Source organism: Holdemania sp. (genome assembly GCF_986127675.1).
Map to the genome: position 1 here is coordinate 26,761 of NZ_CFQZWI010000004.1, position 21,476 is coordinate 48,236.

Genomic DNA, 21,476 nt, shown 5'->3' on the forward strand with positions numbered 1-21,476 from the left:
GATGATCTTCATCAAGAAGAACATCCCTTTCCGGGTTTGTTATTGATAGGCGATCGCTGCCCACATCTTACCGGAGTAGCCGATTGCGATCTTTGTCGAGCTGCTGCTCAGGATGATCGCCCGATGGCCTGAAGAATTCATCCACCAGTTGAATTTATCCTGCACAGTGCTGCCGGCGTAGGTCAGAATCTCCAGCGGATGACTGTAAGAAACGCCGTATTCATCAAACGCCGTTTTATAATGGGAACCATCCGGACGTTTGTGGGAAACATAACCTGCCGCTTCCGAAGCGCGGACGCCAATCGCCGCCTGCGCGTTTTCATCGCCCAGCGACAACGGATCCAAACCGGCATCGGCGCGGGCATTGTTGATCAGGTTCAACATGGATGTAATCGCGTCGCCAGCGACCACGCCGCTGGATTTCGGCTTCGGTTTTTCCTTGACCTGGACGCCCAGCGTGGCAAAACCCACGTTGCCGGAAGCGTCAGCGATCGAGAAATAAACTTCATATTCGCCGCTTTGAGAAGCGTCGACATAATTCTCTACCCACAGCTGCTGGATGTCTAACGGTTCCAGACTGTTGTCGGAAACAGATTCCACCCAATCCAGCGGATTCCATTCCTCTTCGTATTCCAAACGGATGTGCGGATACTTTAATTCAATGACCGGAGCGGTTGTATCCTGAATGTCCAGGGTCACTTCGCGCGACAAGGTTGTCTGCAGCAGACTGTTCTGCGCAGCGCTGTTGTTCAGCGTCAAATGAACCATGACATCCTGTTGTCCAATTTTGCTCAAGTCTAACTGATCGATTTTAATTTCGGCATTCGTCAGATCAGCGGCCGGGGCCATCAATGTCGTTTCTTCGGCCGGGACACTGACAGCGGCTTCCTGAAATAACGCTGTTTTAATTTTATCAGCGGCATTCAGGTCGTTAATTTCCAGACGGATCGTTGGCTTGACGTCTGCTTCGGATTCACCCTCGGCTCGGATCGGAGAAGTGATCGCCGCAGTGGTAAAGCATGTAAGCAAGGTAACGATCGTTAATGAACTGGAAAGAGCTTTATGTTTTTGAGTCATAATTTCCTCCTTCGGTTCACGACCATGATTATTGTATAATGAAATAATTTCGATGGCAAATTGAATAAGGAAATTTTCACAGAATTCACATGAAAATCCCACATTTGAAGGCCTTTTTGTTAAAAATGGGAGAAAATTCCTTCGTTTTTCTTTCCCGGAAATTCATAAAAATTTAAGAATTCCGTAGACACTTCTTCAAAAATGACTAGCAAAACCGACTCATTCTGAGTGAATCCGCAGACAAAATGACGTTTTTGTCAGATTTCCAATGCGGGCGATCGGTCAAGATTCTTCTTGAAAAAAGGTAAAAATATCAGATTTTTTAACCTTCAATTTTTGTGATGGCACCGCTTGCATTTTCGGGGTGAAAGGGCGGTGCGGGCAGCCTGAAAATTCAGCTGAAAACCAAGCTTGAGATGCGATAAGCATAACCGAAGCGGGTGGAAATTTTGAGACGGTGCATAACCGAAAATGAAAAAGTCCGGATCGTTGCGAAGACGTCCAGACCTGTTAAAACGTGAGCGAAGCGGAAATTCGCAGCGGGTTATTTTCCCCGCTTCAATTCTGCCAGATTTTTGGAGCGAACATAGCGTTTTAATGATTCATAGTTGGCCGCCAGCTGTTTTTCATAGGCCGAGGTGGCCTGCGGTTGGTAAAACCGTTTGGTTCGGATCGCGTCGGGCAGATATTGAATCTTGTGCCACAAATCGGGACGATCATAAGGATACTTGTCTTCTTCCTTCATGCCGACCGGGGTGAAACGCAGATAGGCCGGCACCGGCGGATCGCTGGCTTCCGCTTCCGCCATCGCGGCCTGGATCGCCAGTTCGCCTGACTTGGATTTTGGGGACAGCGCCAAGTCGATCACCGCAACGCCCAAGGGAATCATGCCTTCCGGGAAACCCACGCGCTTGGCGGCGTCGATCGCCGAGATCGTGCGGGCCACTGCGGCCGGATTGCCCAGCCCGATATCCTCATAGGCGATGACCAGCAGCCGCCGCTCGATCGAGTCCATATCACCCGCCTGAATCAGCCGCGCCAGATAATATAAGGAAGCGTCCACATCGCTGCCGCGGATCGCTTTCTGAAATGCGCTGACGGCGTCGTAATGTCCGTCGCCGTCCTTGTCGATGCCCTGTACCGGCCGCTGGACATATTGCCGCACCAGTTCCGGGCTGATCACCGGTTCATCGCTGGCGATCGCGCACAGCTCGAGGACGTTCAAGGCATAGCGGATGTCTCCGCCGCAATAGCTGGCGATCAGTTCGGCTGCTCTCGGATCCAGTCTGACTTGTCCGTTTAAGCCCTTTTCACTGGCTGCCGCACGGTTGAGCGCCGCGATGATATCGTCGGTTTCTAACGGCTTGATCGCGAACAAATGACAGCGGGAACGGATTGCCGGATTGATCGCCATCGTCGGATTGGAGGTCGTCGCGCCAATCAGGATAATCCGCCCGTTTTCCACATGCGGCAGAAGCAGATCCTGCTTGTCCTTATTTAAGCGGTGAACTTCGTCGATGATTAAGACGAGTCCGTCGTAAAATTTAGCTTCCTCAAAAATGGTGTCGAGTTCTTTTTTATTGCCGGTGACGGCGTTGAACAGCCGGTAAGGCAGATGCAGCTCGTTGGCCAGCACTGAGGCCAGCGTCGTTTTGCCCGTCCCCGGCGGCCCGTAAAAGATCATCGAAAACAACCGGCCCTGTTCAATACAGCGCCGGATCACCTGCCCGGGTCCGATGAGATGCTGCTGACCGATCACCTCGTCCAAAGTTTCCGGCCGCATTCGAAAGGCTAAAGGTTGTTTCATGCGATCAACTCCTTCGTCTTATTTTACCATCTGAAAACAAAATAGGAAACGTTTCTTCTTTCCGGCAGCCGAAGTGCTTGGGCAGGTCCGGAAGAATCGTGCTTTTCAGGAGTTTGCGCAGAGAAATTAGGAAAACAGAAACGAGAGTGAGAACTGATTCTGTTTGATAACGACCGCTTTGCATCCTCTCTGTGCTTGCGGTGCAACGGTTTTCCGTTATAATTAAAGAGAAGAAAGACAGAAAACTAAAAATGAGAAAGGTTTCTTATCAGGGAGGAAGTCATGAGAGTAGTTTTGCAGCGGGTGAGTGAAGCGTCCGTCACGATCGACGGGCAGCTTGTTAATGAAATTCAGCAGGGATATCTTTTGTTAGTTGGAATCGTCGACGGCGACACTGCGGAAACCGTTGAGAAAATGGCTGCGAAAGTACATGATCTGCGCATTTTTGAAGATGAAAATGGTAAAATGAATTTATCCATTGAGCAAATCGGCGGACAGGTGCTGTCGATTTCCCAGTTCACACTGTACGCCAACTGTAAGAAAGGCCGGCGTCCAAGCTTCGATCAGGCAGCTCGGCCGGAGATCGCCAGTCCGTTGTACGACGCGTTCAACGACGCGCTGCGAAAGACAGGCCTGGTCGTCAAGCCGGGCATTTTCGGAGCCGAGATGAAAGTCCGGCTGCTCAACGATGGGCCGGTGACGTTAATTCTGGACAGCCGCGAATTATTTTAAGCGCGGGCGGTCTTAAAGCCGCTTGAAACAAAAGCGGGCAAAGAAAGCAGGAAACAGACGGAAAGTCTGATCAAGGAGGAAGACGATGGCACAGGTGATTTATGGCTCTGAAGTATCAAAAGACATCCGCGCAGAACTGAGCGAACAAATCGGGGCGCTGCGGGCTGCCGGACGGCGGATGCCGAAGCTGGCAGTGATTCTGGTTGGGGATAACCCGGCTTCGCTTTCGTATGTCACCGGCAAGGAAAAAGCCTGCACGCAGGTTGGAATGGAATCGGAGCTGATCAAGCTGCCGGCTTCGACTTCTCAGGCTGAACTGATGGCGGTGGTCCGGCGTTTGAACGAGGATCCGGCGGTCGACGGCATCTTATGCCAGCTGCCGCTGCCTCAGGGATTGGACAGCGCGCAGGTGATTCGCGAAATCCGGCCGGACAAAGATGTCGACGGCTTTCATCCGATCAATGTCGGCAAGCTGCATTTAAAAGAAGACGGCTTTGTGCCGTGCACGCCGCTGGGTTGTATGGAGCTGCTTCATCGGATGGGAATTAATCCGGAAGGCAAGCGCGCGGTCGTGCTGGGCCGAAGCAATCTGGTCGGCGCGCCGGTTGCGCGGCTGTTGTTAAATGAGAACGCGACCGTCACGATCTGCCATTCCAAAACGGAAAATCTTGCGCAGGTGTGCGCGGAAGCCGATATCCTGATCGCCGCGGTCGGCCGGGCCAAAATGGTCACGGCGGACTACGTGAAGGAAGGCGCGGCGGTGATCGACGTGGGCATCAACCGCAACGCTGAAGGCAAACTGGTCGGCGACGTGGACTTTGCGTCAGTCGAGCCGAAGGCCGGATTCATCACGCCGGTTCCCAAGGGCGTCGGGCCGATGACGATCACGATGCTGCTGAAAAATACGCTGAAGGCTTATCGTCACCATGAAGGGGAATAACCAATGATTACGGATTACGATTTAAACGACATTGTGGAGATGAAGAAGGAACATCCCTGCCACAAATCAAAATACTGGAAGATCATCCGCATGGGCGCCGACATCAAGATCAAATGTCTGGGCTGCGGTGCGGCGATCATGTTTCCCCGCTCGGAATTTGAGCGGAAATGTAAAAAACTGATTGAGAAAGCGGACAAGGCGGAGTAAAATCCGTCTTTTCTGCCGCTGACCGTCCGCTGCATCTTGAGAATCAGACTGAAAAAAGGTAAACTAATAAAGGATTTCCGCGGCCAGCTTTGCTTGAGAAGCCGCGTGAGTGAAAGGATGAAAAACTTATGTCATTAACCGCAGGTATCGTCGGACTGCCCAATGTTGGCAAGTCCACCCTGTTTAACGCCATCACCCAGAGCCAGGTCGAGGCGGCGAACTATCCGTTCGCAACGATTCAGCCCAACGTCGGCGTCGTCGAAGTGCCGGATGAGCGCATCGACAACATCGCGGCGCTGTTCAACCCGAAGAAAATTATCCGCACGACTTTCGAATTTACGGACATTGCCGGTCTGGTCAAGGGCGCGTCCAAAGGCGAAGGTCTGGGCAACCAGTTTTTGAGCCACATTCGTCAGGTCGACGCTGTGTGCCATGTCGTGCGCTGCTTTGACAACCCGGATATCACGCATGTCGAAGGCTCCGTTGATCCGATCCGCGACATTGAGATCATCAATCTGGAACTGGCGCTGGCCGACTTGCAGACGGTGGAAAACCGGATCACCAAGGTCGAACGCAAAGCCCAGGCGAAAGATAAAGAAGCCGCCGCAGAATACGCAGTGTTAAGCAAGCTGGTCGAAGCGCTGCGCGAAGGCAAAGCGGCCCGCAGCGTTGAATTAGGCAAGGAAGAAGCGCTGATTGCCAAAAGCTATCAGCTGTTGACCGCCAAGCCGATGATCTACGTCGCCAACATGTCGGAAGACGACATCGCCGATCCGGAAAACAACGCTTACTACAAGCTGGTCAAGGCGTATGCCGAAGCGGAGAACAACGATGTCATCGCGATCTGCGCGCAGATTGAGGAAGAACTGTCGTCATTGGAAAAAGAAGAGAAGCTGGCATTTCTGGAAGAGCTGGGAATTCCTGAATCCGGTCTGGACCGCGTGATCAAGTCTGCGTATCATCTGTTAGGGCTGAAGACTTACTTCACCGCCGGCGAACCGGAAGTCCGCGCCTGGACCTTCCGCGAGGGCATGACGGCGCCGGAATGTGCCGGGATTATCCACACCGATTTCCAGCGCGGCTTTATCCGTGCGGAAACGTACAGCTATGACGATTTGATGACGTATAAGAGTGAAACCGCCTTAAAAGAGGCGGGCAAGCTGCGGCTGGAAGGCAAGGATTACATCGTGCAGGATGGCGACGTCATGCATTTCCGCTTCAACGTTTAAGCTGAATATCCTCATTGATTGTTAATGCAAGCAACATCCCGGCTTCATCGCGGGATGTTTTTGCGTGGAAACTGCGTTTGCCAACCGACTTCCCATTTTGTTTGGAAAGAAACGAAATCGGTTTGGGAAAATCAGGAACTTTGTTCAATTCTGTGCGCTTTTGAGGACTTCCCTACGGGTTATTCCTTGTCATGGAACAACGGTCTATGGTAAAATTAAAACAACAGGTTGGTAAAAAAAATGAATCCACAAACAGCCCAGAAAAAAACCAAAATTGCAATCATAGGGATTTGCCTGTGCTTTTTATCGGGCAGTCTGGGGTATGTTCAGTATATGCGCACGCAGAGCGAAAACGACAGCGTTCAATATCTGGACAATGCCGCCGCCCAGCTGCAGAACACGATGATCAAACAGATTGACGGTGATTTTCAAACGCTGGAAGCGCTGGCGATCGTGCTGGGGGAAACGGGAATCAACGACGCGGAGCGGATGATCGCCATTCTGGAAACGATCAACAATCAGAATCAGTTCGTCCGGATGGGCTATGCCGATTTAAGCGGCAATGCGGATCTGGTCGATATCCGCAGCAATCATCATTTGAAAAAACAAGTAGGCCGGGAACCTTTTTTTCAGCAGACGGTGAGGGAAGGCCGCAGTCTCTCCAACCCGCAGCTGGATGAAAAACAGGAATGGATGGGCAGCTATGGAATGTTGATTAAAAACAACGCCGGCGAACCGACCGGTGTTTTAATCGCGGAGAATCTGATGGATGTTTACAGCTCTATTCTGGATGCGCCGCTGCTTAACGGCGAGGGATACAGCCTGCTTGTGGATGAAACCGGCGCTGTATTGATGCGCCCGCATCATGAGCCGCAGGCCAGGAAGCAGACACTGGCGGAGTTGGGACAATTCACGGATAAAACGCGGGATACGCTGCGGAACTGGCTGACTGAGGGACACGCCGGAAGTCTGCGCTACCGCTCTTTTACCGGACAGCCGGCGATTGCGCAGCTGGTGCCGCTGGGCGTAAATCGCTGGTATCTGTTCTGTGCGGTGCCAACGGCGGCGCTGCATAAAAATTATGACAAAACCTCGCTGGGAATGACGCTTGTCATCACGCTGGCCGCTATGATTTTTTTACTCTTGATGGAATGGCAGAACCGCAGTATGCAGGCAAATCAGAAAGCGCTGGAAACCCTGGCGTATCAGGATCCGTTAACGCAGGAAGGCAATTTTGCCTCGTTTCAGAAAGACGTTCCGGCGCTGCTCAAAAGCGGCTGTACCGTATGGTACTGCGATATCAAAAAGTTCAAATATTTCAACGATCTGTTCGGCTATGAACAGGGCGATGCACTGCTGCGTGATTTTTCCGCCGTCGTGAAAGCGTCGCTGGAGAAGGACGAGCTGTTCTGCCGGGTGTCCGGCGATAATTTTGCCGGGCTGCGGCAGACTCTGGACCCCCAGCGGCTGGCCGCCTGGTTTAACCAGCTGTTAGTGCAGCTCGATCAACAGCTTAACGAACATTCTGCGCTTGTTCATCTGGAACTGTGCATGGGCTTTTTCCCTGTCTGCGAAGACGATCTAACGCTGTCGGTGAACGAGATGGTCAACCGGGCCAACATTGCCCATCGTTCAGTAAAAGATCAGCCGGGCAATCAATTCGCTTTCTTCACCCCGCAGCTGCGCGCTCAGACGCTGCGGGAATCCGAGCTGGAAGCTCAGGCAAAAAAAGCCCTGGCACGCGGGGAATTCGAACTGTACGTCCAAGGCAAGGTCAATATTCAGCAGGACTGCCGGATCGTCGGCGGGGAATGTCTGGCGCGCTGGATTCATCCGGAGAAAGGGTTGATTCCGCCCGATCAGTTCATTCCACTGTTTGAGCACAACGGCATGATTACCCAGCTTGACCGGCTGATGTTTGAAAAAGCCTGTGCCTGGCTGCACGCCTATCTCAAAGAAGGACGCCCGCCGATCAACCTGGCGGTCAATGTATCGCGGCTGGATCTGTTTCAGGATGATTTCCTTGACTGGTATACGGCGGTCAAGCAGCGCTATGCGATTCCCGACGGTTTACTGGAACTGGAATTTACGGAAAGCGTGATGTTAAAAGACGATCAGATCTTCCTGCACGTCGTCGAGGAATTGCGCCGGCGGGGATTTATCTGTTCGCTGGATGATTTTGGCAGCGGCTATTCCTCGCTGAATATTTTGAAAAATCTTCCGATTCAGGTGCTGAAGCTTGATATTCTGTTTTTCCGCCAATCTGTGGATATCGGCCGCGAACGGATCATCATCCGCAATATTCTGACGATGGCGCATGAGCTGCAGATGAAAACGATTGCGGAAGGGGTGGAAACGGCGGAACAGGTGGAGTTCCTGAAGGCTGCCGGCTGCGATATCGTCCAGGGCTATGTGTATTTCAAACCGATGCCGCTGGCGAGCTTCGATCAGGTGCTGCGGGAGGAACTGGATCAGCCACAGAACTGCCAAACACGCGAAGCGGCGGTCGGATCACGGCGCTAACGTAAAAACATAACGCAAAAACCCACTCGCAAGGTGGGTTTTATCGTAACTTAGGATTACAGGAAACTTCTGCGATAAAGCCGCAGGGACAACCTCATGGTTTGTCCTTGATTCTTAATTCATTCCGGATTAAGCAGCATTTCGTTGGAGCTTAACAGCTGCTGCCGATAGACGGAGGGCGAACATCCGGTATATTTGCGGAAGCTGGCTGAAAAATAATCAGCGTTCGCAAAGCCCAGCTGCTGCGCGATCATCTTGATCGGAACATCCGGATTGCTTAAGTATTCCCGCGCTAAATGCAGACGATATTCCAGAATGAAATTCTGCGGCGATTGCGAGGTATGTTCCTTAAACAGTTTGTACAAATAGATCTCGCTGATATTCAGGCTGTCCGCGACTTCTTTTACCATCAGATGATCGCCGATGTGCTGATAGACATAACTGACGGCCCGGCTGATCAGATAATGAGTGGAACTGATCGGAATCGGCCGCAGAGTCAAAACGGCTTTTCCCTGTTGGGCCATACGCACCATTTTGATCAGCAGCGAACAGAACAGGTTCTGAACGATCAGACAGGAACCCATTTCAGCATCGGCGGCTTCGTCAAAGATCCGTTCCAGCAAGTAGCGGAGGATCTGGCGATCGTTGTCGCGGACCTGATAGAAGGGGAACCATTCCAACAAGCGCGTCATGAATTCGCTGCGCATCGTCAGATTGCTGACGTCAAAGTTAATGAAGTAGGTTTCCACTTCTTCCTTCGGATTGGCCTGCGTTAAAATCCCGCGCGGAGGAATGATCACGGCGTGTCCGGCATGGACGGGAAGCGCCTGATCGTCAATCAAAAGCAGAGCTTTGCCGCGGACAACGTAATTGACGCGGAACAAATGGACGTAGGACTGCGGATTTTCCTCAGCCTGCGCTAAAATGCGGCCGGCGCAAAACGCTTTCAGGCGGTAATGGTAAAGCCGCTCGCTCAGCGGATCGGATTGAATCATATATTGAAAAAGTTCGTTGGACATGCCGATCACTTCCTTGAAATCAGTATACCAGAATTTCCTTGAAAGATTATAAAAATGATCGAAACGGCAGGACAGGGCTTTTCTGCCGTCATGAAAAGCTGTTTGTTTCATGGATTCCGATCTCTTTTGTGTTCTGCCGCAGCGCCGGATTGTTTTTTTTAACGCTTCATGAACTGGATTAAAACAGAAAGAAAAGCGGGATTGCGGCTTAGCGGGCCGGCTCTGAAAGAAGGATAAAGATTCTATGAAAATCATTGAAAAGGGATTTCAAGGCGGGCAAAATATGGTAAAATAGAGATATATAAAAGGAGGCCTTGATTATGAAACTGATCTTAGCCATTGTCTCGAATGATGATAGTTCCAGTGTTTCTTCTGCTTTAACCAAAGCCAATTTCCAGGTGACCCGGCTGGCGACGACCGGCGGATTCCTGCGGGCAGGCAATACAACGATGATCGTCGGTACAGATGACGATAAAGTGGATCAGGCGATTGAAATTATCGGCAATGAAAGTAAGCGCAGAACAGAAATCGTTCCGTCAACCGCTTCTTACGATATTGGCCGTTATGCTTCGTTCCCGGTTGAAGTCCAGGTCGGAGGGGCCACAATCTTCGTGCTGGATGTTGAGAAATTCCTGAAACTGTAATCCTGAATCAAAGAACGGAGGCAACAAGCTTCCGTTTTTTCATTTGGTTGATTCAAAAGACAGGCATTGAAAAAGAAGGCTTGGGAATGCAGTAAAATCCGGAAGATCGGGAGTGGGGAAAAGTTCTCGGGAAACTCTGTTTAAAACAGAAGAAAACGATCCATCCTGAAAGCAGGAGGACGGATCAAAATGAAAAAATGTATGGTGATGTACTCGTCATCGACCGGCAATACAGAACAGATGGCTCAGGCGATTGCGGAACAGGCGCGAAAAGAAGGCGCGGAGGTGGTTCTGTGTCCGGCCTCGGCGTTGCCTGCCGCGGAGCTGCCGACGATCACACATTGGGCGCTGGGCTGTTCGGCCCATGGCGTCGAGGAGCTGGATGGCGACGAGTTTCTGCCGGCACTGGCCCAGATAGAACCGTATTTACGGGGCAAACCGGTGTTGTTGTTCGGCTCTTACGGCTGGGGTGCGGGTGCGTACATGAAACCCTGGGAAGAACGGACAAGGCTGACGGGCGGCGAGCTGTGCGGCGAGGGTTTTGTGTTTGAGGGCGCACCGGCGGAAGCGGCATTGGAAGAAGGAAAGCAACGGGCGAAGATCCTGCTGGCGCAGTGAATCTTCGCTTTTCTTATGGTGTCAGCCCGCTGCGTTTTGTGATACACTGAAAGCATGAACGGAGGGATCAGCCATGCGCACGATGACGAAAGAACAAGCCTTGCGCCATCAGCGGCACGCTCATCATTTAGATGAGAAACTGCCGCGGGCACAAAGACTTGAAGCGGTTTCGGCCTGCGGAATCGTCAACAGTCCGCCCGGCAGCTGGGAACTGGCGATGGCGGTGCGGGTTGCGGAACTTGAGCGCAGCGATCTGCGGCAGGATTTGATCGAAACGAAATGTCTGATGCAGACGTGGAGTCTGCGCGGTGCGCCGACGATATTTCCGCTTGCGGAAGCGGGAACGTTTTTAAGCGCGCTGGCGGCGCAGCCGGAGGAAGTGCCGATCTACGCGCAGCCGCTGTCCTATACCGCGCAGGCGTTAGGCGCTGACCGCAATGTCTTGCTGGAAGCGCTGCGCCGGGCCTGCGCGGTGCTGGAGCACAACCGGATCGTAAGCAAAGCCCGGCTTGATCATGTTTTAGCCGAAGCCATGAAGCCGTATTTGCCGGATCCCATCCGTGAACGGGCGGATGCCCCGTCGCTGGTAGCGGAAAAACAGACGCTACTGGAAGCGGCCGTGTCGTATTTGCTTCGACAATGTGCTTTGGAAGGCCGCGTGATGATGGGAGAACGTCAGGGGAATCAGCCGTCGTTTACCAGTCCTGCTGCCGAGCTTGGACAAGCTTTGGATTTACAGGCGCAGCCTTCGCGGATTGTGGAAAAGTTTCTGCATTGTTATGGCCCGGCGACGGTGCAGGATTTTGCCCGCTGGAGCGGATGCGGCCTGCCTCAGGCAAAACGACTGTGGGCTTTAACTGAAGAGGAGCGGGTGGAAATCGAAGTGGAAGGGCAGCGCGGATGGATGCTGGAAGCGGATCTTGATCTGTTGGTAAGTCTGCCGCCGGAGGAATCCAAGATTCAGCTGCTCGGTCCGCACGATCCGTTTCTGGATCTGCCTCAGCGCAGCTGGATTCTGCCGGACAAAGCGGCGCAGAAGAAAGTCTGGCGGACAGTCGGCAGTCCCGGCGTCCTTCTCAAAGATACGCGGATTGTCGGATTCTGGAATGCGCGCGTTCAACGGGAGAAGGCAGCCGTGCAGGTTACATTGTGGGAATCCCTGAACGAAGCGGAGCATTCCTGCATTCACAGGGAAATGGCCCGGCTGCAGGAGTTTCTCGGCCGGACACTGGAAACCTGCCGGTTTCTGGAATAAGCCAGACATGCCAGGGAATGGCTGGCTGATACAGCCCGGTTTCCCGGCTCGAAAACAAAGCATATCCAATAGGAGAAAAGGGGGAATCACGATGAGATTCAGGGTGACGAAAGAAGAAGATCTGCCGGCGGTCATGACGATTCTGCATCAAGCTCAGGCATATTTTAAAGCTCATGGAATTGATCAGTGGCAGGATGGCTATCCTGACGAAGCGACTCTGCGCCGGGATATTCAAAACGGAACCGCCTATGTCGCCGAGCTTGACGGCGCGGTAGCTGCCTGCGCGACGATCGCTTTTGCGCCGGACGAAAATTACACGACGATGGTCAGCGGCCAATGGCTGACCGAGAGGCCGTATGCCGTAATCCACCGGATCGCGGTTGACGATAAGCTCAAAGGTCAGGGGATTGCCGGCTGGATTCTGGAACAGGCGGAACAGATGTGCCGGCAGCGTGGGGTAGAGAGTTTGAAAATCGACACGCATCAGGACAATACTTCGATGCGGCGGCTGTTGGAAAAACACCATTATCAATATTGCGGCGTCATTCAGCTGCATCGCGATCTGAGTCTGAGGGTCGCTTATGAAAAGAGGTTAGATGAGAAATGAGCACAACGCAATGGGAATTACTTCAAAAGATCGGCTTTGTAAGAGTCAGCGGCACGGCAGAGGAAAAACGGGCGGCGGAGATTCTGCGGGATGAAATTGAGGAACGCGGGGAAAAAGCCCGGCTGGAAATGTTTGAGGTTCCCGGCTGGAAGATCGAACAAGTCCGCTGCGCTACCGAAAAGAACAGCTATCCGGTCACAGCCTATGGCAACTGCGGGGAAACCGACGAAAGCGGCCTGACCGCGCCGTTCTATTATATGGAAATCCCCGGGCCTGTCAGTCTCCAGCAGGCCAGCGGGAAGATCGTGCTGGTCAACGGTTATCTGAACTATAAGCTGTATCAGGCGTTGATTGAAAGCGGCGCGGTGGGGTTTATCACTTATAACGGCGAAGCCCGCGATGAGGAGGAAGCCACGGATATCGCCCATCGCGAGCTGCGGGAAAAGCTGGCACAGCTGGGGAAACTGCCGGGCGTGAACATGTCGATACACGACGCGATGCGGCTGGTTCAGGAAAACCCGAAAATGGTCACGCTGGTCGTGCGTCAGAAATCTGCACCGGCGGTTTCGCAGAACGTCATTGCGGAGATTCAGGGCTTAACCCGGCCAGAGGATGTGATCGTGCTGACGGCGCATTATGATTCAGTCGAATACAGCACCGGCGTCTACGACAACGGGGCGGGCAGCGTGATTCTGATGGCGCTGCTTCAGCACTACCACGACCATCATCCCAACCGCACGCTGCGCTTTATCTGGTGCGGCAGCGAGGAACGCGGGCTGTTAGGCTCGCATGCTTATGTCGACACCCATGAGGAAGATTTAAAAGCGATCCGCTTCAATCTGAACGTCGACGTGGCCGGCGCAATTCTGGGTCATGACAGCGCCTGGTGCTTAGGCCCGCAGTCGTTGGAAGCGATGGTGCAAACCTATGCTGCCCAGACCGGGATTCAGCTGGAAGTCAAAAGCGACGTGTACTCCAGCGACGAAGTGCCGTTTTCCGATCAGGGCATTCCGTCGGTCAGCTTTATGCGTTTTGGTGAAAAGGGAGCCAATTATATCCACAACCGTCACGACGTCCTGCGCTATCTCAGCCCTGAAAGTCTGGAAAAAACGACGGAGCTGGTGCTGAATTTTCTGGATCAGCTCGATCAAAGCGCCGTCTTCCCGATTGAACGGACGATCCCGGAGGATCAGAAAAAGAAGATCGACGCGTATCTGAACAAGAAATCGGAAAAGCAATAACAGGATCTGAAAGCGGCTGCCGCAAAGCGCCGCTTTTTCATATAAAAACAGCAGTGACGCATCACTTTCCATGAAGACAAAAAGCTCTTCCCGTTTACGCAATTCCTGCCGTGCGGCTGTCGATTTATGGTAAAATAAAGAAAATGAAGGGGACGGGAAGCGCGATGAAGTTCAGCATCCGGCATAAAATCATTTTCTTTTTTTCGCTGGCCAGCCTGCTGGTCTTTTCCGCGCTGGGGGCGTATATCGGCTTTGCGGTGCGCCCCCGGACGATGACCCAGACCCGCTTCGCAATCAGCCAGATGGTCGAATCAAAGGCCAACGAGGTCAGCATGTGGGTGAAGCGCATGGCGGTGGAATACCGCACGATCGCCGCGATTCCGGCATTCAGCTCAATGGATGTGCGCGAGATTACGCCGCTGATCGACCGCTTCACCGAGCTTTACAAGAAGAATGGGGAAACGATGGAAACGTTCTCCTATATCGGGAAAAACGGCTTCTGCTGGATCAACTCCAGCGCTGTGGAAAATCTGATGGATCACACCGACTACCAACAAGCCTATCAGAATGACCGTGAATTTATTCTGTCGCTGCCGGTGACCAATCCCGAACACCGTCAGGTGATGTTGTTTTACTATCCGATTTTAGGCAGCACGGGGATCAAGGAAGCCCTGATCTGCGCGGCGATCCCGACAGTGCGCTTAAAGGAAATCGTCAATCCGGTTCAGATCTACGAAGGCCGCAGCTGGGTCATGACGCGCAACAAAGACCTGATCACGACCGACGAGGAATATTTCGTTGAAAATGTTCTTTCCCGCAGCGCGTTGGATCAGCTGGATATGCGCTCGATTACCAGCTCCGACCAGTTCCGTGTCCGCGACGCCCGGGGAAAGCAGGCGACGTTGTTTGTTTCGCCGGTTACGGAATATGACGACTGGGTATTCTGCACGCTGGTGCAGGACTCCGTGATCGGCCGCTCAACCCATCAGATTTTAATCGGCGTGCTGATTCTGTTCTGCGTGCTGTTGTTGATCAACATCGTGATGGGCGCTTCGTTAGTGCAGTGGGTGCTCAAGCCGATCCGCTCGCTGCAGGGACGGATGAAAAAGGTCGAGGAAGGTACGCTGGACGCCTACTACACGCTGCCGGGCACGCATGATGAAATCGACTCGCTGGGTCAATCCTACAACGCGATGCTTGACGAGATCATTTCGCTGATCGATCGGATTTATCAGGAACAGGCGGAAAAACGCCAGGCTGAGCTGAAGGTGCTGCAGGCGCAGATCAAACCGCATTTCCTGTACAACACGCTGGATAATCTCAAATGGATGGCGAAGGCTCAGGGCGCCGACGAGGTGGCCAAAGCGATCACCTCGCTGTCGACCTATTTCCGGATCTTTTTAAGCAACGGTCAGGAAAAGATTACGCTGGCTCAGGAATTCAAACATACCGAGGCATATTTGACGATGCAGAAAATCCGCTATGGTCAGAAGCTGAATTCCACGCTGGAGCTGGCGGAGGACGCGCGCGATTTGCCAATGCTGAAAATTCTGATTCAGCCGTTAGTGGAAAACGCGATCAATCACGGGCTGAAACCCAAGGAGAACGGCGGAACAATACAGGTCAGCGCCCGCTTGATCGGGGATCGGCTGGAAATTCAGGTGCGGGACGACGGCGTAGGGATGGATGAAGCCACGCTGACGGCGCTGCGCGAAGCGCTGCAAAAGGAACAGATGGAAGGCCATTACGGATTGCAGAACGTCTTGCGCCGCTGCCGGATTGAATATGGCGAAAAAACTCGTCTGAGCATTGACAGCACCCCTGGCGTCGGCACGTGCGTGACGCTGACGCTGCCGGTGAAAGGAAAGGAGGAATCGGTATGATCCGCGCTTTGGTCGGGGACGATGAAGAAAATATCCGCAAGGGCTTAATCCGTCAGATCGAATCGCTGGATCTGGGAATTCAGGTGGTCGCGGCTGCGGAAAACGGCCGGCAGGTCATGGAATACTATGAGAAGATGACGCCCGATCTGCTCGTTCTGGATATCAACATGCCATTAATGAGCGGGCTGGAGTGTATCGAACAAATCCGCGCGCAGGATCCCGACTGCGTGATTCTGATTCTTTCCGGCTACGATCATTTCAGCTATGCCCAGAAAGCGATCCAGCATCACGTCGATTTCTATTTGTTGAAGCCGGTGGAGGATGAGGAGCTGGAAGACGCGCTGCGTCAGTCCGTGGCGCGCTTTCAGCAGCGCATGGAACAACGCAAGCTGATCCGCCAGGTGAAGGAAGCCGAGCCGGAGCCGGCGTCCCTGATCCGTTATTTATATGAACATTTTACCGATCCGGATCTTAACGCCGAGAAGCTGCAGGAACAATTTTCGATCAGCCATTCGACGCTGTTCAAGCTTGTGAAAACCGCGACGGGCAAGACGCTGGTGGAATTGATCACCGACCTGCGGATGGAGCTGGCGCAGAAGCTGTTAGCCCAAAAGGAACTGCCGGTCAAGGAAATTGCCGGACGGTGCGGGTACAGCGATCAGTTTTATTTCTCCCGGATTTTTAAGAAGCAAACAGGTCTTTCGCCCAAAGAATACCGCGGCGAAGTGACGAAGGGGGATTCTGAATGAAGCGGGCATTGACCGCGCTGGCCTTGTGTCTGGCGCTTTCCGGCTGCACTGCCTCTTCAGCCGCAAAGGGGAAGATGGATGAACAGGGCCGCATCAGCGGGACATTTACCGGTACGGGTCAGGGGAAGCAGGGCGAGATCAAGGTCGATGTGATGATCGACCGCAACCAGATCCAGCACATCGAGATTCTCTCGCATAATGAAATCCCGGGCTTCGATACGGCGATGGTGCAGATGAGCGATGAAATTCTGTCGAAGAACTCGCTTCAGGTCGAGGTCGTCAGCGGCGCGACGTACACGTCAAAAGGTTTTCTGGAAGCCGTACAGGATGCGCTCGATCAGGCCGGGATCCGCGAGGATCAGCTGGGCTGGAGCGACGAGGAAAACGAGGAACAGGAAATCGCATGCGACGTGCTGATCGTCGGCGGTGGGGGCGCGGGTTTCGCAGCGGCAATCGAAGCGCTGACGCAAAGCCATGATGAAGTTTGCATTGTGGAAAAAATGTCCTTTGGCGGCGGTAATACGCGGATGTCGGGCGGGGAATTTGCCGCGCCAGGCAACTGGGTGCAGCTTCAGGAGGGCATCGACAACGACAGTCCTGAATTGTTTTATGAGGATTTAATGAAGGGCGGGAAAAATCTCGGCAATCCGGAGCTGGTGCGGATTCTGGCGGATAACGCTTTAAGCAACGCCGAGTGGCTGCGCGATACCGTCGGCGTGCAGTACCGCGATCATCAGTCGTGGTATGGCGGGCATACTGTGGCGCGCACGCTGTGGCCGATCGGCGATGGTCCGCAGTATGTGGAAACGTTGATCCGCAAGGCGGAAGCGTCAGGCGTAAAGGTGGAGTACAACACCCGCGCCGAGCGTTTCCTGCAGGATGAAACAGGCCGGGTGATCGGCGTGGAGGCCACCCGCGGCGGCCGGCCGCTGCGCTTTTACGCGCGCAAAGGCGTCATTTTGACGACCGGCGGCTTCGGCGCGAACGTGGAAATGCGGATGCAGTATGACACACATTGGAACAAGCTCGACGCGAGCATCCCGACGACCAACTCCCCGGCGATCACCGGGGACGGGCTGCGGATGGCGGAAGCGATCGGCGCGAATCTGGTGGGAATGGAATACATTCAGCTCTATCCGGTCAACAATCCGGCTACTGGCAACTATTATTTTCTTGATTACGCCCGCCTGACCGCCAACGCGCTGTTAGTCAATAAGGAAGGGCAGCGGTTTGTCGACGAAAAGGAAACGCGCGATAATTTATCCGAAGCTGCGCTGAATCAGACCGGTGCGATGATCTATGAACTGATCGAGCAGTCGGTTGTCGACGAGATGCAGCTGGATGAAATGATTGAAGCGGAGGTGCAGCGTTGTTATGACCAGGGCGTGCTGGCGATGGGGACGCTGGAAGAATGCGCGGCATTCTTCGACATTCCGGTTAAGACGCTGCAAGCGACGGTGGATCGCTACAATCAATACGCCGCAGCCGGTCAGGATCCGGATTTTGGCCGGACCGATCAGCTGCAGCCGTTAGGGGAAGGTCCGTATATGATGTTCTCCGCCGTCGTGTCCGTCCATCACACGATGGGCGGTGTGCAGATTGACACCGAAGCCCGCGTCCTTGATACCGAAGGCCACCCGATTCCGGGCCTGTATGCGGCTGGGGAAGTGACGGGCGGGATCCACGGCGCAAACCGTTTGGGCTCCTGTTCAATTCCCGATACCGTGACGTTCGGCCGGATCGCAGCCCGCAGCGCGCTGGCGATGAAATAGATCGTTAGCATTGAAAATCAACCCGGCTTTCCGCTACAATAAAGACATTGATTTGAATGAAGGATACAGGAGGAAATCCATGATATTTTTATGCTACCCGAAATGCAGTACATGCATGAAAGCGAAGAAACATCTGAATCAGCTGGGGCTGTCGTTTGAAGAACGCGATATTTCCCGGGAAAATCCGACCGCGGAAGAACTGGAACGGTGGATCGCGCTCAGCCACCTGCCGGTAAAGAAATTCTTCAATACGTCCGGCCGGCTGTATCAGTCGCTGCAGCTGAAGGAAAAACTGCCGCAGATGAGCGAACATGAGATGATCGCGCTGTTGGCCAGCGACGGGATGCTTGTGAAACGTCCGCTGTTAATTAAGGAAGACAAGGTGTTAGTCGGCTATCAGGCCGAGGCCTACGCCGCGTTAGTATGAAGATTCTGTTATCGCCGGCCAAAACCTTCCGCAGGCAGCCGCTGCCGGATGTGCCTGCCGGGCAGACTCCGCAGTACATGGAAACGACAGAGCTGCTTCATGAGGAACTGAAAAAACTGACCGTCGATCAATGGCAAAAGCAGTTTAAGCTTTCGGAAAAAGCAGCGCTGGAAAGCAAAGCGCGGATGAATCAGCCGCAGCCGGCGGCCGCCGCGCTGGCCGCTTTTCATGGGGAAGCATTCCGCAATTTCCAGGCAGAAACCTTGAGCGCGGAGGACTGGCGCTATTGCGAGGAACACCTGCGGATTTTATCCGCGTATTACGGTTTGTTAAGACCGCTGGATTTCATTCGGCCGTACCGGCTGGATCCGCTCGATAAAGCCGGCACGCTGACGCCGTTAACCTTGTGGAAGCCGCTTATAAGGCAGGCCTTAGATGGCGAGGAGGTACTGATTCTGGCGTCGCAGGAGTATGCCCGGATGGTCGATGTTTCCGATGCGGTGACGGTACAGTTTGTGAAGAACGGCCGGAAGGCGCCGTCGATGGAAGCGAAGAAGCTGCGCGGCAGGATGGCGCGTCAGATCGTCAATCAGCGGATCACGCGGCGCGCGGACGTGCGCTTGCTGAGCGTGGCGGGCTATCGTTACCAGAGGGAGCTTTCCACGGCGGAGGTCTGGGTGTTTGCAGAGGGGGAACAGGAATGAAAAACAAAGGGGTTCAGTTTATTTTATTGTCCGCATTTTTCTTCGCGGTCATGAATTTGTTCGTCAAATTATCCGGCGATCTGCCGTCGATTCAGAAAAGCTTTTTCCGCAATCTGGTGGCGGCCGGGGTTGCGGCGGCGATCTTGGTCCGCAGTCATCAGGGGTTTGAATTCCAGAAAAAGAATCTGCCGCTGCTGATCCTGCGCTCGACGCTCGGTACGATCGGCATTCTGTGCAATTTTTATGCGGTCGATCATCTGGTGATGTCCGACGCGTCGATGTTAAGCAAGCTTTCGCCGTTTTTCGTCATCATCTTTTCGGCGCTGTTCCTGAAGGAAAAAGCCGATAACGTGCAGAAGCTGAGCGTTGTGGCGGCGTTTGTCGGCAGTCTGTTTATCATTAAACCGGGCTTGCGGATCGAACAGATCGTGCCGTCGTTAGTCGGTTTTGCGGGAGCAATGGCCGCCGGCAGTGCGTACACGTGCGTGCGCGGGCTAAGTCAGCGCGGCGAGCGCGGACCGCTGATCGTCTTCTTCTTTTCCGCTTTTTCCTGTCTGGTGACGCTGCCGTATCTGGTGTTCAGCTTCGCGCCGATGACGCTGTTTCAGCTGATCTCGCTGTTGTTAGCGGGGGTGGCCGCGGCCTGCGCCCAGTTCAGCGTGACGGCGGCATACAGCTATGCCCCGTCCAAGGAAATTTCAGTGTTCGATTATTCCCAGGTCGTCTTCTCGGCAATCCTGGGCTGGATTGTCTTTGGTCAGATCCCGGATGCGCTGTCGTTTGTCGGCTACGCACTGATCATCGCCGTTGCGGTGCTGTTGTACCGGCATAATCAGAAGGTCGGCGGATGATTAAAGAAGGTGCGCTTTATCCCGTGTATGTCAGTTCTTTTCCACAATGGCTGCGTCCGTGGATGGAAATCCCCGCAATGAAGCGGCTGAAAGACATTGGCATGAACTGCGGGCTGGAATATACCCGGTACCCGATCTATCGCCATCTGACGAAACCCTATTTCCGTTATGAACACAGCGTTGGAACCGCGTTGATCGTCTGGCATTTCACGCAGGATCGGGCTCAGACAATCGCGGCGCTGCTTCATGATATCAGCACGCCGGTGTTCGCGCATGTGATCGACTTCCTCAACGAGGATCATCTGACGCAGGAATCGACGGAAGGGCCGACGCGCCGGGTGATTGAACAGTCGCCGGAATTGCAGCGGCTGTTAACTCGCGCCGGACTGAGTACGGAACAGGTGTGCGATTATCATCACTATCCGATTGCGGATAACGATTCGCCGCAGCTGTCGGCAGACCGGCTGGAATATACGCTGGGCAACGCGCTGGCGTTTCAAGCCTATCCTTTGGATCGGCTGCGGGCGATCTATGCGGATCTGATCGTCGCTCATGATGAACACGGTCAGCCGGAGCTGGTGTTTCGCTCCTTCAGGCGGGCACGGGAATTCGCACGGCTGGCTTTGATCAATTCCTGGATTTATGTCGCGGATGAGGATCGCTATGCCATGCAGCGGCTGGCGGATTTAATCCGGTCTGCACTGCATCGCCGCGTGTTGTCGCTGGAGGACTTGATGACGAGTGAACCGCAGGTCATTGCCAGGCTGAAACAGGAGGATCAAAGCTGTAAGGCATGGGACGCCTATTGCCAGCTGCATCAGCTGCGCCGGGCGGTCGTACCGGGGCAAAAGGAAGGTTGGCTGCAGGTCAAAGCGAAGCGGCGCTGGATCGATCCGCTGGTGCTGAATCAGGGGCGGTTAAGCAAGCTTGATCCGTTTTATAAGGCGGAGATCGAAGCGTTTCTGCATCAGGATCAAACGATCTGGCTGAAAGAAATTTCCAACGAAAAATAACGGCAGAAAAGAATCTGCCTTTTTTGTTGACAGAACAGTTATCCTGTGGTAACATTTAATCATAAGTTAAATAATACTAACTTAAATGCAGCTAAAATCTCCTCTCTCCTGCATGTGTATCAAGTTCGCTGCGGTCCCGGATTTTCACTTTCAAAGGAAAGGTGAAAATTCCGCAGCC

At 53.6% G+C, this 21,476-nt stretch carries 20 protein-coding genes; 17 read left to right on the forward strand and 3 right to left on the reverse strand.

Annotation, left to right across the window (positions count from 1 at the left end):
• Positions 1 to 39: 39 nt before the first annotated feature.
• Complete coding sequence (locus AC5OW4_RS01390) at positions 40 to 1,077, reverse strand: CAP domain-containing protein (protein WP_072685366.1); 1,038 nt, start codon at positions 1,075 to 1,077, stop codon at positions 40 to 42.
• 544 nt (positions 1,078 to 1,621) lie between these two features.
• Entirely contained in the window at positions 1,622 to 2,884 is a 1,263-nt protein-coding gene (locus AC5OW4_RS01395; protein WP_072685367.1) for a replication-associated recombination protein A, read from the reverse strand.
• Positions 2,885 to 3,166: 282 nt separating this feature from the next.
• Between AC5OW4_RS01395 and dtd the strand changes: the two genes are divergently transcribed.
• The 5 genes from dtd (at position 3,167) to AC5OW4_RS01420 (ending at position 8,515) form a co-directional block, all read left to right on the forward strand.
• On the forward strand, positions 3,167 to 3,616 hold the full coding sequence (gene dtd / locus AC5OW4_RS01400) for a D-aminoacyl-tRNA deacylase (protein WP_072685368.1): 450 nt from the start codon (positions 3,167 to 3,169) through the stop codon (positions 3,614 to 3,616).
• An 85-nt stretch (positions 3,617 to 3,701) separates the two neighbouring features.
• Positions 3,702 to 4,556, forward strand: coding sequence for a bifunctional methylenetetrahydrofolate dehydrogenase/methenyltetrahydrofolate cyclohydrolase FolD (gene folD / locus AC5OW4_RS01405; RefSeq protein ID WP_072685369.1), 855 nt, complete (start codon positions 3,702 to 3,704; stop codon positions 4,554 to 4,556).
• A gap of 3 nt (positions 4,557 to 4,559) precedes the next feature.
• Positions 4,560 to 4,763 carry a DUF951 domain-containing protein gene (locus AC5OW4_RS01410; protein WP_072685370.1) on the forward strand — a complete coding sequence of 68 codons (204 nt, stop codon included), beginning with the start codon at positions 4,560 to 4,562 and terminating at the stop codon, positions 4,761 to 4,763.
• A gap of 128 nt (positions 4,764 to 4,891) precedes the next feature.
• The gene (gene ychF, locus AC5OW4_RS01415; RefSeq protein ID WP_072685371.1) at positions 4,892 to 5,992 is read left to right on the forward strand and encodes a redox-regulated ATPase YchF; all 1,101 of its coding nucleotides are present in this window, start codon (positions 4,892 to 4,894) and stop codon (positions 5,990 to 5,992) included.
• A gap of 240 nt (positions 5,993 to 6,232) precedes the next feature.
• The gene (locus AC5OW4_RS01420) at positions 6,233 to 8,515 is read left to right on the forward strand and encodes a bifunctional diguanylate cyclase/phosphodiesterase (RefSeq protein WP_493676569.1); all 2,283 of its coding nucleotides are present in this window, start codon (positions 6,233 to 6,235) and stop codon (positions 8,513 to 8,515) included.
• A gap of 119 nt (positions 8,516 to 8,634) precedes the next feature.
• Here the strand turns inward: AC5OW4_RS01420 and AC5OW4_RS01425 are convergent, their stop codons facing one another.
• Positions 8,635 to 9,645 carry an AraC family transcriptional regulator gene (locus AC5OW4_RS01425; protein WP_493676570.1) on the reverse strand — a complete coding sequence of 337 codons (1,011 nt, stop codon included), beginning with the start codon at positions 9,643 to 9,645 and terminating at the stop codon, positions 8,635 to 8,637.
• Between the two features lie 209 nt (positions 9,646 to 9,854).
• Here AC5OW4_RS01425 and AC5OW4_RS01430 point away from each other — a divergent pair, with 209 nt between their 5' ends.
• From AC5OW4_RS01430 to AC5OW4_RS01485, 12 genes are all read left to right on the forward strand, one after another.
• A complete protein-coding gene (locus AC5OW4_RS01430) occupies positions 9,855 to 10,178 on the forward strand; it encodes a cyclic-di-AMP receptor (protein WP_006058515.1) in 324 nt (107 codons plus the stop codon).
• A 189-nt stretch (positions 10,179 to 10,367) separates the two neighbouring features.
• A complete protein-coding gene (locus tag AC5OW4_RS01435) occupies positions 10,368 to 10,796 on the forward strand; it encodes a flavodoxin domain-containing protein (protein ID WP_072685374.1) in 429 nt (142 codons plus the stop codon).
• Between the two features lie 73 nt (positions 10,797 to 10,869).
• The gene (locus AC5OW4_RS01440; RefSeq protein ID WP_308560115.1) at positions 10,870 to 12,051 is read left to right on the forward strand and encodes a DNA glycosylase AlkZ-like family protein; all 1,182 of its coding nucleotides are present in this window, start codon (positions 10,870 to 10,872) and stop codon (positions 12,049 to 12,051) included.
• A 91-nt stretch (positions 12,052 to 12,142) separates the two neighbouring features.
• Complete coding sequence (locus AC5OW4_RS01445) at positions 12,143 to 12,658, forward strand: GNAT family N-acetyltransferase (protein WP_072685375.1); 516 nt, start codon at positions 12,143 to 12,145, stop codon at positions 12,656 to 12,658.
• The gene (locus AC5OW4_RS01450) at positions 12,655 to 13,899 is read left to right on the forward strand and encodes a M28 family metallopeptidase (protein WP_308560114.1); all 1,245 of its coding nucleotides are present in this window, start codon (positions 12,655 to 12,657) and stop codon (positions 13,897 to 13,899) included. The genes AC5OW4_RS01445 and AC5OW4_RS01450 overlap by 4 nt, the downstream gene beginning before the upstream one ends.
• Positions 13,900 to 14,063: 164 nt before the next feature.
• Positions 14,064 to 15,782 (forward strand): sensor histidine kinase, encoded by a 1,719-nt coding sequence (locus tag AC5OW4_RS01455; RefSeq protein WP_308560113.1) that lies wholly within the window; start codon positions 14,064 to 14,066, stop codon positions 15,780 to 15,782.
• Entirely contained in the window at positions 15,779 to 16,531 is a 753-nt protein-coding gene (locus AC5OW4_RS01460) for a response regulator transcription factor (RefSeq protein WP_308560112.1), read from the forward strand. The genes AC5OW4_RS01455 and AC5OW4_RS01460 overlap by 4 nt, the downstream gene beginning before the upstream one ends.
• Complete coding sequence (locus AC5OW4_RS01465) at positions 16,528 to 18,303, forward strand: flavocytochrome c (RefSeq protein ID WP_308560111.1); 1,776 nt, start codon at positions 16,528 to 16,530, stop codon at positions 18,301 to 18,303. Before AC5OW4_RS01460 ends, AC5OW4_RS01465 begins: the two co-directional genes overlap by 4 nt.
• Positions 18,304 to 18,382: 79 nt before the next feature.
• Complete coding sequence (locus AC5OW4_RS01470; RefSeq protein WP_308560110.1) at positions 18,383 to 18,730, forward strand: arsenate reductase family protein; 348 nt, start codon at positions 18,383 to 18,385, stop codon at positions 18,728 to 18,730.
• Positions 18,727 to 19,434 carry a YaaA family protein gene (locus AC5OW4_RS01475; RefSeq protein ID WP_308560109.1) on the forward strand — a complete coding sequence of 236 codons (708 nt, stop codon included), beginning with the start codon at positions 18,727 to 18,729 and terminating at the stop codon, positions 19,432 to 19,434. The genes AC5OW4_RS01470 and AC5OW4_RS01475 overlap by 4 nt, the downstream gene beginning before the upstream one ends.
• Positions 19,431 to 20,285 (forward strand): DMT family transporter, encoded by an 855-nt coding sequence (locus AC5OW4_RS01480; RefSeq protein ID WP_308560108.1) that lies wholly within the window; start codon positions 19,431 to 19,433, stop codon positions 20,283 to 20,285. Before AC5OW4_RS01475 ends, AC5OW4_RS01480 begins: the two co-directional genes overlap by 4 nt.
• A complete protein-coding gene (locus tag AC5OW4_RS01485) occupies positions 20,282 to 21,298 on the forward strand; it encodes an HD domain-containing protein (RefSeq protein ID WP_308560107.1) in 1,017 nt (338 codons plus the stop codon). Before AC5OW4_RS01480 ends, AC5OW4_RS01485 begins: the two co-directional genes overlap by 4 nt.
• Positions 21,299 to 21,476 lie beyond the last annotated feature (178 nt).